This is a genomic window from Phenylobacterium sp. (assembly GCF_030698145.1).
Classification (GTDB): Bacteria; Pseudomonadota; Alphaproteobacteria; order Caulobacterales; family Caulobacteraceae; genus Phenylobacterium.
This window is the reverse complement of sequence record NZ_JAUYNW010000011.1, coordinates 18,148-31,156: the sequence shown is the minus strand read 5'-3', so window position 1 is coordinate 31,156 and position 13,009 is coordinate 18,148. Positions and strand designations below refer to the sequence as shown.

Below are 13,009 nucleotides of genomic sequence, written 5' to 3'. Positions count from 1 at the left end.
TCGATTTCGCGCCCCCAGGGGCGCTCTTGGGGGGACCAAGGTGAACAGAACAGCAAAGTCCGGGAGGTTCGCGCAGGTTGCGGCGATCGCGGCGTTCCTCTCCCTTGGCGCCGCGGCGCCGGCCCTGGCCCAGATGAGCCCAGTAAGCAGCTATGACGCCCCGACCACCGTCGAGGTCGTTGTCGCGGCCGGGAAGTCGCAGGTCATAGAACTGCCGGCCCCCTACAGCGACGTGATGATCGCCAACCCTGAGGTCGCCGACGTCCTGCCGCTCTCGACGCGCTCGATCTACGTGGTCGGCAAGGCCCTCGGCTCCACGGCGCTCACCGTCTATGGGCCCGGCAAGCGCCTGATCGCGGCGGCCAATGTCGTGGTGTCGGCCGACATCGAAGGCTTCAAGAACCGCCTGCACGACGTCCTGCCCAATGAACGCGACATCGCCATCCATCCGGCCAACCAGTCGCTGGTGGTGTCCGGCACGGTGACCAGCCCCGCGGCTCTGCAACAGGTGCTGGCTCTGGCCGAGTCTTACGCCCCGACCAAGGTGGTCAACATGCTGGGCGTGGAGGGCACCCAGCAGGTCATGCTGTCCGTGCGTTTCGTGGAGATGCAGCGTTCGACGGCCAAGGGGCTGAAACTCAACGTCAACCGCAGCAACTGGGACCCCGCCCTCGGCCCGCGCAGCGGCGCCAGCCGGTCCGGCGACGACCCGTACGTGTCGGTGTTCACCGGCGACACCAACGTCCTGAACGGTGGTCTGCTGGTCGAGAGCTTCGGGGCGGTCGCCGCCCTCTACAACGGCAATCTCGAAGTGCTGCTCGACGCGCTGGAGACCAAGGGCCTGGTCAGAACCCTGGCCGAACCGAACCTGGTGGCCATGTCGGGCGATACGGCGAGCTTCCTGGCCGGCGGCGAGTTCCCCATCCCGGTCGCGCAACAGAGCGGGACCAATGGAGCGGCGGCGACCATCACGGTGGAGTTCAAGCAGTTCGGCGTGGCCCTGGCGTTCACACCGACCCTGCTGAAGGACGGCCTGATTAACCTGGTGGTCAATCCGGAGGTCTCCAGCATCGATCCGACTGTCTCCATCGACCTCGGCACGATCAAGATCCCGGGCATCAAGGTGCGCCGCGCGCGCACCACCGTCGAGCTGCGCGATGGCGAGTCCTTCACGATCGCGGGCCTGCTCAAGGAAGACTACCAGAGCCAGATGCGTGGCTTCCCCTTCGTGAGCGACATGCCGATCCTCGGCGCCCTGTTCCGCTCAAACGGCTACAAGCGCGAGGAGACCGAACTGGTGATCGTGGTTACGCCGCACCTGGTGACGCCGCGCCGCGGCCAGGTCGCCGCGCCCGGCGACAGCTTCGTGCCGCCCTCCGACTTTGAACTGTTCCTCTTCGGCTCGCAGCAAGGCGCCGGCGCGCGCGTCCGCCCCGAAGACCGCGCCCTGATGTCGGCTGATCCGACCAAGGGCGGCGTCGAGGGAGCCCACGGCCATGTCCTCTATTAGGGAGCGTACGATGAGCGTTGTGAAGCTGTTGGCGGTTACGGCGGTGCTGGGCGCAGGGCTCGGCGGTTGCGTGCAGAGTCAGGTCCATCTCAGCGACGACTTCGGCTATGCGGTGCGCCAGGCGGTGGTGGCCCAGATCGCCGATCCGGACGCCAGGTACCGGGGCGATCCGGCGCCGGGTTCGAACGGCGCGCGCGTCGGCCTGGCCCAGGAACGCTACCGGACGGGCAAGGTCACGCCGCCCTCGGCGACGGCCTCCACCATCAGCGCCACGGCCGTGGCGGCCCCGCTCGGGAAGTAGCCATGGGACGCGGCGGCCACATCCGGGTTCTGCAGTCGCGCCACGGTCTGGCCGAGAGCTTGCAGGTTCTCCCGCAGGTCGCGCGAACTGTCCTGCAAGGTCATCGCGGAATTCCACCGGGAATGCGTCGAGATGGTTGATCTGCCGAGGGTTTTTAGAAGTTTCACCTCCGGTGTGGAGGGACGCCAGGGGAGTGGTCAGGTGCAGCGTGTCGGCGTGGTCGAGGGCGCCATCGGTGGCGCGGAGCGCTTCGTATCGGTCGCCGCCCTGTTCCCGCACGTCGCCTTCGAGTCAGCCGGCGAGACTTGGCCGGACCGGATCGCCCCCGGCCTCAGCATCCTGATCGTGCCGGTCGCCGCCACCTCCGGCGCGGAGGTGGACGCCGCGGTCAAGCGGCTCGGCGCGGGGGTCTCGGGCGTTCAGACCGTCGTCGTCCTGCGCGACGCCGACGTCACGACCACACGACGCCTGATGCGGGCCGGCGCGGCCGATGTGCTGACTTCGCCGGTCAGCGAGCCGGCGCTGGCGCTCAGCCTTGAGCGGCTGCTGACTGGCGGCGCGTCCAGCGCCGGGCCCGGACGCAAGGGGGGGGAGGTCGTCGCGCTCCTCAAGGCCGGCGGCGGCGTGGGCGCCACCTCTCTCGGCGTCCAGATGACGACCCTGATCGCCGCCCGCGGCGCAGGAGAGGTCTGCCTGGCCGACCTGGATCTGCAGTTCGGGGCCGCGGCGGTCTATATGGATCTGCCCGACGCCGTGACCATCGCCGACTGCCTCAGCTCGGGCGCGAACCTGTCCGACACGCCGTTCGCAACGGCCCTGGCGAGACACCGGTCGGGCGCGCGCCTGCTGGCCGCGCCGCGCGAGATCGTGGCTTTGGAGACGCTCGTTCCGGCCCAGATAGATGCGTTGCTGTCCGGCCTGCGGCGCGATTTTGCGCTGACCCTGGTGGACCTGCCGTCCGTCTGGACCGTCTGGACCAATCAGATCCTCCGCGAGGCCGACCGGATCGTGTTGATCACTCATCTGTCGGTTCCGCACATGCAGCTGGTCAAACGCCAGCTTCGCATCCTGGCGTCGCAGGGCCTGGAAGACCGGCCGCTGACCCTGGTCTGCAACAGCCTGTCGTCGGACCAGACCGCTTCGGTTTCGATGAAGGCGGCCGAACGGGCCCTGGGCCGCGAATTCGACGTCGTCATCCCCGAAGACCGTCGGACCATGACCGCGGCGATCAATCAGGGGCTGGAGCTCGCCGCGGTGAAACGCGGCACGAAGCTGGAAAAGGTGATCGGCGAACTCGCCGCCAAGGTCGCCGTCACCCGACCGGCCGTCATGGCCGCCATCAGCAGGCGGTAGGCGACATGCTCTGGAAACCCACCGACACCGCCACGACAGCCGGCCATGGCCTCGCCGGGCCGCCGCGGGTCACCCCCATCGAAGGGGCCACGGCGTTGAAGGTGCGTATCCATCAGCGCCTGATCGAGCTGTTGAACCTCAGCCTGCTGGACAAGACCCCGCGCGAGAGCCTGCGGCTTGAGATCCGGGGTGCGGTGAGCGCCCTGCTGGCCGACGAAAAGCGGGTCCTGAGCCTCAACCAGACCGACCAGCTCATCGAGGATGTCTTGGATGAGCTGCTGGGCCTGGGGCCGCTAGAGCCGCTGTTGAAGGACGAGTCGGTCAGCGACATTCTGATCAACACCCACAGCACGGTCTATGTGGAGCGGCACGGGCGGCTCGAGCGCACTGACGTCCAGTTCCAGGACACCCGCCACCTCGTGCGCATCATCAATAAGATCGTCGCAGCGGTCGGGCGACGGGTGGACGAGTCCCAGCCGATGGTCGACGCGCGGCTGGCCGACGGCAGCCGCGTCAACGCCATCATTCCACCGCTGGCCGTCGATGGGCCGCTGGTCTCGATCCGCAAGTTCGCAAAGATCCCGATCCACATGGCGCGGCTCATCGAGCTGGGCAGCCTGACCGGCGAGATGGCCGAGGTGCTGCAGGCCATCGTCAAGGCGCGCCGCAACGTGCTGATTTCCGGCGGCACGGGCTCAGGCAAGACCACCCTGCTCAACGCCCTGTCGGCGTTTATCGACGACTACGAGCGGATTGTGACCATCGAGGACTCGGCCGAACTCCAGCTGCAACAGCCGCACGTCGGACGCCTCGAGACCCGCCCGGCCAATATCGAGGGCAAGGGCGAGGTCGCCCAGCGCGACTTGGTGCGCAACGCCCTGCGGATGAGGCCCGACCGCATCATCGTCGGCGAAGTCCGGGCCGGCGAGGCCTTTGACATGCTGCAGGCCATGAACACCGGGCACGATGGTTCGATGACCACCGTCCACGCCAACAGCCCGCGCGACTCGCTTTCGCGGCTCGAGCAGATGATCGGCATGGCCGGCCTCGAGATCTCGCCGCGCTCGATCCGCCAGCAGATCGCCTCGGCGATCAACGTGGTGGTCCAGGTCGAACGCATGGACGACGGCGGCCGTCGGGTGGTCTCGATCACCGAGATCGTCGGGATGGAGGAGGACGTGCTCTCCACCCAGGAGATCTTCAAGTTCCGTCGCCAAGGCCGCGCCGTCGGTGGCGGCGTCGCGGGCGAATTCGAGACGACCGGCGTCCGGCCCCGGTTCCTGGACGCCCTGGCCGCGCGCGGCATCGAGATGCCGCACATGGTGTTTTCGGCAGGACGAAAGTCGGTCTGACCCATGCCCTCGGTCTCCAACCCGCTGGTCTACGTCCTGGCCTTCATCGCTGTCGTGGTGCTGGTCCAGACCTTGGCCGGGGTCTTCCTCTCCGCGGGCGACCGCGCCCGGCGGGTCAACCGCCGCCTGACCATGCTCGATGCGGGCATGAGCCGCGACGAGGTCTATTCCTCCCTCGTGCGCCGGGCGGCCACCCCTGGGATGCGCAGTGCGCGTCTGATCGACCTTCACGCCCGCGTGGAGATCTATCTGAGACAGGCCGGGCTCTCGATCCTTCCGATCCACCTGCTGGCGATCGCCGGCGGGATCGCCGGCGCGCTCTGGCTGCTCGCGCTGAGCCTGGCCAGTTCCGGCGGCGGGTCAGGCCTGCTGGTCAGCGGCGCGCTTTCGATGGTCGGAGCCTGCGGCCTGTCGGCGCTCGGCGTTTTCCTATGGATTCGCCGTCTGCGAAACATCCGCATCAGGAAGATCGAGGAACAGCTTCCGCTCGCCCTCGACATCGTCAATCGCGCCGTGCGGGCCGGTCACCCCGTGATTTCGGCCGTGCAACTGGCCGCCGACGAGTTGGGCGACCCGGTGGGTTCTGAATTCGGCCTGATCGTCGACGAGACCACCTATGGCGTCGAGTTCAAGGAGTCCCTGGCCAATTTCGCGCGGCGGACGGGATCGCCCGATGGGCACTTCTTCGCGGTTGCCGTCAGCATCCAGTCCGAGACCGGCGGCAACCTGGCCGAGATCCTGGAAGGCCTCGCGCGCGTCATGCGTGGCCGCCACACGCTGGGCATGCGGGTCAAGTCCCTGGCCAGCGAGGGGCGCGCCTCGGCCGTCCTGCTCAGCGTCCTGCCCGTCGGGATGGTCGGGTTTCAACTCCTGGTCCATCCCAGGGTCTATCTGGACAAGTTCTCGGATCCGATCTTCTGGCCCGTGGTGTTCATAACCGGGGTCATCTATTTGATCGGGTGGCTGATCGTCCACCGCATCATCAACTTCAAATATTGATGCGCCGCCCATGACCCAGACCTTCGACATCTTCATTCAAATTCTCACCTTCGCCGCGGTGTTCGGCGGGGTGATCGTCCTGCAGCGGGCCATCGGGGCGTACCTGACCGTTCGCCGCCGCCTGGGTCAGGACGCGTCCGCGCCGGCCGCCGCCGCCTCGTCGGTGATCCGGACCGACACAGTGAGCAACCGCTTCCTCCTCTGGGTCCAGGCCGCGACCGCGCCCAAGGGATCGAAGGACAGCCAGGCCTTGCGCCGGGCGCTGGCCTTCGCAGGCTTCAACAGTCCGGCCGCCCCCATCTACTATGTGATCTGCCGCTTCTCCCTGGCCATCGGGCTGCCGATGCTGCTGGTGGTGGGCCTGCCGTTGGTGGGTCGGCCCCTATCGGGACTGGGCGCCGTCGTCTTCCCGCTGTTCCTCTGCGCCATCGGCCTGATCGCGCCGAAGTCGTACGTCGACCGCCGCGGCGCCACGCGCCGCGAGCAGATGGAGCACGAGTTCCCCGATGCCCTCGATCTGTTGGTGGTCTGCGTCGAGGCCGGGCTTGGCCTGGAGGCCGCCTTTGTCCGGGTGGCGCAGGAGGTGCGCGAGTCCCATCCCCGTATCGCCGAGGAGTTCAAGGCGCTCTCCGACGAGCTCGGAGCCGGGCGCAGCCGCGCCGACGCGCTGCGCGCGCTGGCCGACCGGGTCAACGTCAACAGCGTGAAGTCCTTCGTCGCGCTGCTGATCCAGACCGATGTGCTGGGCGTCAGCATCGCCCAGAGCCTGCGGACCTATTCCGTCGAAATGCGCGAGAGCCGCTATATGAAGGCCGAAGAGAAGGCCATGCGGATCCCGGTTCTGATGACCTTGCCCATCGTCGCCTGCTTCATGCCCGTGATCATCGTGGCCTTGTTGCTGCCAGCGGCGATCGACACGACGCGGACGCTCATGCCCGCGCTGAAGGGCCAGCAAGCGGCCCGCGCTCAAGCTATAGGCGACCGATGACCCAGTCTCGCCTCCAGACCCTTTCGCTCGCCCTGGCGCTGCTCGGCGGCCTCTCGGGGTGCGCGGCCCTGCCGCGCCTGTCCCATTGGGTGGGCGTCAAGCCCGTCGAGCCCGCCGTCGATCGTAGCGTGGCGCGGCAGGACGGCTACTATTCCAGCGCCACGGCGGCCATCACCCGGCGCGACTACGCGCGCGCGCTCGACCTGTTGCAGAGCGCCAGGGCCCGCAAGGCCGACGATGTCCGCGTGCTCAACGCCTTCGGAGTGGTCTACGACAAGCTGGGGCGCTTCGACTTGAGCGCGCGCTACTACGCCCAGGCCAGGGCGGTCGATCCCAACTCCGCGATCGTCGCCGGCAACATGGCGTATTCCGTCGCGATGCAGGCCACCGCCGCGCGCCCCTTGCTCGCCGAGACGCTCGACGTCGCGCCACAGCGGCCCGTGCATCTGGCCCAGGCGACCCAGCCGACCGTCGTTCGGCTGGGGTTCGCGCATGGCGCGGAGATCCGGCTGTCGCCGGGCCTGGCCGGACAGCCCCTTGAACTTGCCGACGCGTCGGGTCGCGCCAACGGCGCCGAGCCCCTGCGCGAGGCCCTGCTTCGGCTGGGTTGGTCGGTGTCCAAGGCGCAGTTGCGGGCGGCGCCGGTTCAGGACAGGACCACGATAACCTATCCGGAGCGCAGCCTTACGGTGGCGCGCGCGTTGGCCCGCACCCTTCCGGGCCAGGTGGACATGATCAGTTGCGCCGAAACCTGCGAGGGCATCCGGGTCCTGGTGGGCGCGGACGCGACCAAGTGGCTTCCACGGCTTCAGTCGGCCGGTCCGGCTCGGGGAGACTAGATATGCGCACGTTCCTGCTGACCGCGGTCGCGGTCTTGACCATGGCGGCGAGCGCGTCGAACGCGGGGATCCTCTCGCGCGCGGCCAAGCCCGCCCCCACCGTCAGCGACGCGGCCGTCGCCGAGATTCAGCGGGCGATCGACGAGCAGCGCCTGCTCGACGCCGGCCGCTACCTGGACGAAACCCAGCTCGCCGGGGTCAAGGACGCGCGTCTGCTGATGTTGGGCGGCGACCTCAACCTCGCCCGGGGGCGCTACAACGCCGCCCTGGCTAGCTATCGCGCCGCCGAGGGCGACGTGGGTGTTCGGGCGCGGGCCTTGCAGGGGCAGGGCGTGGCCTTGTCGCTGCTCGGCAGGTCCGCCGAAGCCATGATCACCCTGCAGCGGGCAGTGGCCGAGGATCCAAAGGCGTGGCGCGCCTGGAACGCGCTCGGGCGCGAGTACGACAACCGGACCCAGTGGGCCGAAGCGGGTGCGGCCTACGAACAGGCCCTGTCGGCGTCGGGCGGCGCGGCCCTGGTGTACAACAACCGCGGCTATTCGCGGTTGCTGCAGAATCGACGCGACGAGGCGGTCGCCGACCTCGTCGCGGCATTGCAGAAACGCCCCGATCTCGTCGAAGCGCGGACCAATCTTCGCCTGGCGCTGGCCCTGCGCGGCGACTACGACCGGGCGGTCGCGGGCGGCACGCCGGACGATCAGGCGGCTCTGCTCAACAACGCCGGATTCGCCGCGGGAATGCGCGGCGACTACGCCAAGGCCGAGGACCTCCTGGGACGCGCCCTCACCCTGAAGAGCGAGTACTATGGCCGGGCGTCGGAGAACCTGAAGGTCGTGCGCGCTCTGGCGGCGCAGAAGCCGGCGCCGAATGTCGATCCCTGAAATCCTGCGCTATGGCGTCGCGGCGTTGCTGACGGGCCTGCTGGTCTGGGCCGCGCTCAGCGACATTAGGGCGCGCCGGATTCCAAACGCGGCGGTGTTGTCCACACTCCTGCTATTCGCGGTCTGGGCGGTGACGGATCGGGGCGCGACCCTTGGCTCTTCGCTCGCCGCGGCGGCGATCGGGTTCGCCGTCGGCTATGGGCTTTATCTGGTCAATGTGATGGGCGCCGGCGACGTGAAGCTGTTCGCGGCGGTGGCGCTGTTCGTCGGACTGGCCGACCTGCCGTTGTTCGCCCTGGCCACGGCCCTGACCGGCGGAGCGATGGCGATCGTCTCGCTGGCCTCGAGGCCGCGCCGCGCCGCGGCCATGTTCACGCTTCGCGGGCAGGGGGATTTCGGACGGGGCATCCCCTATGGGGTGGCCATCGCCGTGGGCGGAGCCATCGCGGTCTGGGGTGGGCTAACCGGCGTTCTGCCCCTGGGTTCCTGAGCCGACGCTAAGACCTTTTTTCGGCGCCGCCAGGCTCTCCGCGCTGGAGGTATCGAGCGACCAGGAACGCCACGGCGACCAGGCCGACGGCGCCGACACCGGTGTCCCACCACATGAGATGCGGCGTGTCCTGGCTGACCAGTCCGGGACTGCCGCGGAAGGCGTCCCCGCGCGACACCACGAACACTGCGGCGAACAGGTTGTTGGCCAGGTGCATGCCACTGGTGAAGGCGACGCCCCCCGTCTTCATCGCGATGAAGGCGAAGGCGGTCCCGGTGATGGTGGCGCTGACCGCATGGGGCACGCCATTGGGTATGTGCATCGCACCGAACAGCAGGCCGCTTACCAGGGCGGTGACCTCAGGACGCTTCAACGCGAGGAGCAGGCCCTGGGTCAGGTACCCGCGGAACACGAACTCTTCGGCGAAGGTCTGGACCGCCAGCCCCGCCAGGGCCGCCAGGGCGATGACGGGCCATTGGGGGGGCGCGGCGAGGCTGAAGCCGGAAGGCGCGATCGCGAAGTCGATCGCCGCGGCCGCCGCCACGACCAAGGTCCATATGCCGAGCCCGGCGCCGAAGCCGCGCCAGCTCCAGCGGCCGATGATGTCGCCAAACGTCTTTCCATGAAACCAGCGCGCGGCGACGACGAAGCCCACCAGCACGAAACCGAAGATCAGGCCGTTCAGCAGGAAAAAGGGCGCCGGACGTGAGGAGTCGAGCAGACCGTCAGTAACGTCGCTCGGCGCCAGACCCAGTAGCTGGGCGGGAACCAACAGCGCCACGCCGACGGCGATGGCGATCAGCACGGCCACGACGAAGCCGACAGGGTAACGCCACCATGCGGTCTTCCCACGCGCGGCATAGTCAAGAAATGTCGCCGTCATTGGGGACGCGCCTGTGGGTTGGATTGGAGCCAGCCCCCAGCAGATACGAGTCGGCCGCCCATTCAAAGGTGCGCGGTCGTGGGGCTTCGCGCCTAGGAAGCGATCCGGCTGGGATAGAAGAAGTCGACAGGCCGGTTGAGGCCATTGGAGAGCCGCCAGAGCGAGTCGGCCCAGACGACCGTCCTGCCCGACTCGTACTCCTCGATCCGGTCTTCGGGAACGCCACAGCGGTCGGCCAGGTCCTCGCGGCTCAGGCCCATCTCGCAGCGTCGCTGGCGCAATTGCAGGGCGACGTGAGTGTTGATGGTGTCGACGCCGACCGGGCCGTCCTCGCGCTCGCATCGCGCGGCGAGGCTCAGCCAGTCGCGAGCCAGCCCGTCATAGACCAGCATGGTGTCGTAGTCGTGAGCCGCGTCCGCCCTGGCTGTGGCGACCTTGGCCTTTTCTCGACAACTCGCTGCACTGGGCCTGGTCATGCGGCATTTCGCTCCGAAGGAACACTGATTGCGAGGGGAGGGAGACGCCGCCGATCCCGGACCGGCGGCGTCCTTCGCCGCCCCTCGTGCAGCCACGCCATTGGGGGTTAGCGTGTCTGCGGCGCGAAATGCGGACCTTCACCACCCACGTTTGGCGAGATCCGCAATTCTATCAACTAAAAATAGAGCCCTTGGTTGCAAACCGCGTCGGTTGCGAATCCGCCGCCACCGTCAGCCTTAGACCCCGTAGACACCGTCAAAGCCTCGCTCCTGACGTCCCGCGACTTCGCGGATCAATTCAATAGCTAGGATATCCACGGCGCGAGATTGACGGAATATGAAGGAATTAGGAATCGGCCAGAACTTGACACCGTGAAATGTATACCTCGTGAGTCGTTTTCAACTCCAGGCATATTGGAGAATAGGCGTTGTTAGTATTCTACGATCACAGCTTACCCGTTGAGGGGGAAATCACGGCGCACGCCTGATCCGTCCTGCGACCAATAGCCGCTTCGAATACGAGGTTGCGGGCTCCGACATCCGCCGAGGCCGCCCGGCCTCAATTCGACTTGCAGACGGTGTTTCGCATTGACGGCTCCCTCACGGACCGGGACGCTCGAGGGCGCATCATGGGCGCTCGGGCCCATCTGCGCCGGAGAATGGCGATGTTTCGACAGATGGCCGCCGCTGCTGTCCTGCTGGCCGCCGCGCCGTCGGCCGCATGGGCCTGCGTGCCGGACGGCATGGCCAAGATCGTCACGCGTTGGGTCACCCCCGGGATCGACCCGAAGTCCATGGGCGCGCAGCAGAAGACCTCCTACCGCATGACGCTGCGCCACGCGCGGATTGAGGAGCCCCGCAATCCCGTCACCGGGGTCCAGGGCATGATGGTGGTCAACGAACCTGACATTTGGATCGTCGACCGGGCCAAGAACACCGGCCAGCATGCGATCGATCCCGGTCCCGTCCTGGAGATCCGCGCGCCGCTGTTTTCGTGGCGCGACACTCCGCCGGCCTTCCAGACCCTGGAACTGGGTTGCGAGAAGGCCTTCCTCGATGCCTACGCCCCGAAGCCGCAGGGGGAGGCGGTGGTGGACGGCGTGCGCCTGGCCCGCCACCAGGTCAGCGTGGGCCAGGACCGCATTGAGATCCTGATGCGGGGGGATGGCCGGCCCTATACGGCGGCCTATTATAAGGGCGATGTGACCCGGCTGGTGATCCGCTACGACCAATATCTCACCGGCCTGCCGGCCGACATGTCGCTGTTCTCGAAGCCGCCCGGCGTGGCGTTCACCGAAGCTCCGACGCCCGCCAACTAGCTAGATCGAGAAGCTGACGCCGCAGCCGCAGCTGGACTTGGCGTTGGGGTTGCGGACCTTGAACTCCGCTCCCGCCAGTTCGTCGACATAGTCGATCTCCGAGCCCTTCAGCAGGACCAGGGACATCTCGTCGACCAGGGCCGCGGCGCCGTCGCACTCGATGCGCAGATCGTCGGGCTGGGCCTGTTCCACCAGGTCGAACTGGTACTGGAAACCCGAGCAGCCGCCGCCCTCGACGGCGACGCGCAGCATCATGGGCCTGCCCTCGGCGGCGCCGATGGCGTGCAGCCGCCTGGCGGCGGCGGGGGACAGGGTCAGGTCGTTGGTGGTCATGACTTTGGCAAACCTTTGCCCTGCCTATATGAGTTCGCCAAGGCCTTCCACCAAGGGGCCGTCAATCGCAGAGACAACATGGTCGCCCGCGCTCCCTACGCCGAAGACGCCGCGCTCTCCCTGGGGCGCAAGGTCGCCGAGCCGGAGAGCCGCACGCGAACCCCCTTCGCCCGCGACCGCGACCGCATCATCCACGCCACCGCCTTCCGCCGCCTGAAGGAAAAGACGCAGGTCTTCGTGGCCCACGAGGGCGACCATTTCCGCACCCGCCTGACCCACTCGCTTGAGGTGGCCCAGGTGGCTCGCTCCCTGGCCACGGCGCTGGGGCTGGAACCGGACCTGGCCGAAACCATCGCGCTTGCCCACGACCTGGGCCATCCGCCCTTCGGCCATGCAGGGGAGGACGAGCTACAGGTGCGGATGGAGCCCTTCGGCGGCTTCGACCACAATGTGCAGACTTTCCGGGTGGTCACCAAGCTGGAGCGCCGATACCCCCGTTGGGAGGGACTCAACCTCACCTGGGAAACCCTGGAAGGGGTGATCAAGCACAATGGTCCCGTGACCGGCATGCTGGACCGGCCCTCATGGAAGGCGATCAGCGAGTTCGACGCCGAGTACGACCTTGGCCTTGGGACCTGGGCTTCGGCCGAGGCCCAGGTGGCCGCGCTCGCCGACGACATCGCCTACAACAACCACGATGTGGACGATGGCGTGCAGGCGGGCCTGTTCCGGCTGGAAGAGCTGCTGGACGTGCCGCTGATCGGCCCGATCCTGGCCGGCGTGTACAAGGAGTACCCCGATCTCGACCCGGTCATCACCCGCCTGGAGGCGGTTCGCCGCATGATCGGGGCGATGGTCGAGGACGTGATGGCCGAGACTCATCGTCGCGCCTGCGCCTCCAAGGTTGGGTCGGCAGAGGAGGTGCGCAATCTGGACCACGCCCTTGTGGCCTTCTCGCGCGACATGCTGGAGGACCTCGGGCGGCTGCGCGAATTCCTGATGAGCCGCATGTACCGCCACTGGAAGGTCAACCGCACTCGTAGCCAGGCCCGCCGTATTCTCGCCGAGATGTTCCAGTTGTTCATGGCCGAGCCCGACGTCCTGCCGACGGAATGGTTCGCCCGGTCGCAGAACCGCGACGAGTCCGGCCGCGCCCGGGTGGTGTGCGACTACATCGCCGGCATGACCGACCGCTTCGCCATCGAAGAGCACCGCCGACTTTTCCACCTCGACGTCTGGAACTAACCGTTCCCGAAGGTTCGGAGTCGGGTCGCCTTCGGTAGAC

The 13,009-nt window shown here is 67.7% G+C and carries 14 protein-coding genes; 11 read left to right on the top strand and 3 right to left on the bottom strand.

Translation table 11 applies throughout. The features are described 5' to 3' along the window. The first annotated feature begins 40 nt into the window (after positions 1 to 40). The 9 genes from Q8Q77_RS00895 (at position 41) to Q8Q77_RS00855 (ending at position 8,713) form a co-directional block, all read left to right on the top strand. Positions 41 to 1,510: a type II and III secretion system protein family protein gene (locus Q8Q77_RS00895; RefSeq protein ID WP_305580219.1), complete on the top strand. Its 1,470-nt coding sequence runs from the start codon at positions 41 to 43 to the stop codon at positions 1,508 to 1,510. 10 nt (positions 1,511 to 1,520) lie between these two features. Next, positions 1,521 to 1,811: a hypothetical protein gene (locus Q8Q77_RS00890; protein ID WP_305580217.1), complete on the top strand. Its 291-nt coding sequence runs from the start codon at positions 1,521 to 1,523 to the stop codon at positions 1,809 to 1,811. Positions 1,812 to 2,012: 201 nt separating this feature from the next. Further along, positions 2,013 to 3,164, top strand: coding sequence for a hypothetical protein (locus tag Q8Q77_RS00885; protein ID WP_305580215.1), 1,152 nt, complete (start codon positions 2,013 to 2,015; stop codon positions 3,162 to 3,164). Between the two features lie 5 nt (positions 3,165 to 3,169). Continuing rightward, positions 3,170 to 4,516, top strand: a complete 1,347-nt coding sequence (locus tag Q8Q77_RS00880) for a CpaF family protein (RefSeq protein ID WP_305580213.1) — start codon at positions 3,170 to 3,172, stop codon at positions 4,514 to 4,516. 3 nt (positions 4,517 to 4,519) lie between these two features. Then, the gene (locus Q8Q77_RS00875; protein ID WP_305580211.1) at positions 4,520 to 5,515 is read left to right on the top strand and encodes a type II secretion system F family protein; all 996 of its coding nucleotides are present in this window, start codon (positions 4,520 to 4,522) and stop codon (positions 5,513 to 5,515) included. Between the two features lie 10 nt (positions 5,516 to 5,525). Beyond that, complete coding sequence (locus Q8Q77_RS00870) at positions 5,526 to 6,503, top strand: type II secretion system F family protein (RefSeq protein WP_305580209.1); 978 nt, start codon at positions 5,526 to 5,528, stop codon at positions 6,501 to 6,503. After that, on the top strand, positions 6,500 to 7,342 hold the full coding sequence (locus tag Q8Q77_RS00865; RefSeq protein ID WP_305580207.1) for a LytR C-terminal domain-containing protein: 843 nt from the start codon (positions 6,500 to 6,502) through the stop codon (positions 7,340 to 7,342). The genes Q8Q77_RS00870 and Q8Q77_RS00865 overlap by 4 nt, the downstream gene beginning before the upstream one ends. Positions 7,343 to 7,344: 2 nt before the next feature. After that, entirely contained in the window at positions 7,345 to 8,223 is an 879-nt protein-coding gene (locus Q8Q77_RS00860; protein WP_305580205.1) for a tetratricopeptide repeat protein, read from the top strand. Beyond that, positions 8,210 to 8,713, top strand: a complete 504-nt coding sequence (locus tag Q8Q77_RS00855; RefSeq protein ID WP_305580203.1) for a prepilin peptidase — start codon at positions 8,210 to 8,212, stop codon at positions 8,711 to 8,713. Before Q8Q77_RS00860 ends, Q8Q77_RS00855 begins: the two co-directional genes overlap by 14 nt. A 7-nt stretch (positions 8,714 to 8,720) precedes the next feature. Here the strand turns inward: Q8Q77_RS00855 and Q8Q77_RS00850 are convergent, their stop codons facing one another. Together Q8Q77_RS00850 and Q8Q77_RS00845 are read right to left on the bottom strand one after the other, a co-directional pair. Continuing rightward, positions 8,721 to 9,596, bottom strand: a complete 876-nt coding sequence (locus Q8Q77_RS00850; protein WP_305580201.1) for a CPBP family intramembrane glutamic endopeptidase — start codon at positions 9,594 to 9,596, stop codon at positions 8,721 to 8,723. 92 nt (positions 9,597 to 9,688) lie between these two features. After that, the gene (locus tag Q8Q77_RS00845) at positions 9,689 to 10,072 is read right to left on the bottom strand and encodes a helix-turn-helix domain-containing protein (RefSeq protein ID WP_305580199.1); all 384 of its coding nucleotides are present in this window, start codon (positions 10,070 to 10,072) and stop codon (positions 9,689 to 9,691) included. A gap of 665 nt (positions 10,073 to 10,737) precedes the next feature. On the opposite strand from Q8Q77_RS00845, the gene Q8Q77_RS00840 reads away from it, so the two are divergent. Beyond that, entirely contained in the window at positions 10,738 to 11,391 is a 654-nt protein-coding gene (locus tag Q8Q77_RS00840; protein WP_305580197.1) for a hypothetical protein, read from the top strand. On the opposite strand, the gene erpA is transcribed toward Q8Q77_RS00840, so the two are convergent. Beyond that, complete coding sequence (gene erpA, locus Q8Q77_RS00835) at positions 11,392 to 11,724, bottom strand: iron-sulfur cluster insertion protein ErpA (RefSeq protein WP_305580195.1); 333 nt, start codon at positions 11,722 to 11,724, stop codon at positions 11,392 to 11,394. 78 nt (positions 11,725 to 11,802) lie between these two features. Between erpA and Q8Q77_RS00830 the strand changes: the two genes are divergently transcribed. Further along, the gene (locus tag Q8Q77_RS00830; protein ID WP_305580193.1) at positions 11,803 to 12,969 is read left to right on the top strand and encodes a deoxyguanosinetriphosphate triphosphohydrolase; all 1,167 of its coding nucleotides are present in this window, start codon (positions 11,803 to 11,805) and stop codon (positions 12,967 to 12,969) included. Positions 12,970 to 13,009: the final 40 nt, after the last annotated feature.

What these genes read in the sequence shown, in the direction of transcription:
- Q8Q77_RS00890 (WP_305580217.1), top strand. Translation starts at nt 1,521, where the DNA reads ATGAGCGTTGTGAAGCTGTTGGCGGTTACGGCGGTGCTGGGCGCAGGG.
- Q8Q77_RS00880 (WP_305580213.1), top strand. Translation starts at nt 3,170, where the DNA reads ATGCTCTGGAAACCCACCGACACCGCCACGACAGCCGGCCATGGCCTC.
- Q8Q77_RS00875 (WP_305580211.1), top strand. Translation starts at nt 4,520, where the DNA reads ATGCCCTCGGTCTCCAACCCGCTGGTCTACGTCCTGGCCTTCATCGCT.
- Q8Q77_RS00870 (WP_305580209.1), top strand. Translation starts at nt 5,526, where the DNA reads ATGACCCAGACCTTCGACATCTTCATTCAAATTCTCACCTTCGCCGCG.
- Q8Q77_RS00865 (WP_305580207.1), top strand. Translation starts at nt 6,500, where the DNA reads ATGACCCAGTCTCGCCTCCAGACCCTTTCGCTCGCCCTGGCGCTGCTC.
- Q8Q77_RS00860 (WP_305580205.1), top strand. Translation starts at nt 7,345, where the DNA reads ATGCGCACGTTCCTGCTGACCGCGGTCGCGGTCTTGACCATGGCGGCG.
- Q8Q77_RS00855 (WP_305580203.1), top strand. Translation starts at nt 8,210, where the DNA reads ATGTCGATCCCTGAAATCCTGCGCTATGGCGTCGCGGCGTTGCTGACG.
- Q8Q77_RS00850 (WP_305580201.1), bottom strand. Translation starts at nt 9,596, where the DNA reads ATGACGGCGACATTTCTTGACTATGCCGCGCGTGGGAAGACCGCATGG.
- Q8Q77_RS00845 (WP_305580199.1), bottom strand. Translation starts at nt 10,072, where the DNA reads ATGACCAGGCCCAGTGCAGCGAGTTGTCGAGAAAAGGCCAAGGTCGCC.
- Q8Q77_RS00840 (WP_305580197.1), top strand. Translation starts at nt 10,738, where the DNA reads ATGTTTCGACAGATGGCCGCCGCTGCTGTCCTGCTGGCCGCCGCGCCG.
- erpA (WP_305580195.1), bottom strand. Translation starts at nt 11,724, where the DNA reads ATGACCACCAACGACCTGACCCTGTCCCCCGCCGCCGCCAGGCGGCTG.
- Q8Q77_RS00830 (WP_305580193.1), top strand. Translation starts at nt 11,803, where the DNA reads ATGGTCGCCCGCGCTCCCTACGCCGAAGACGCCGCGCTCTCCCTGGGG.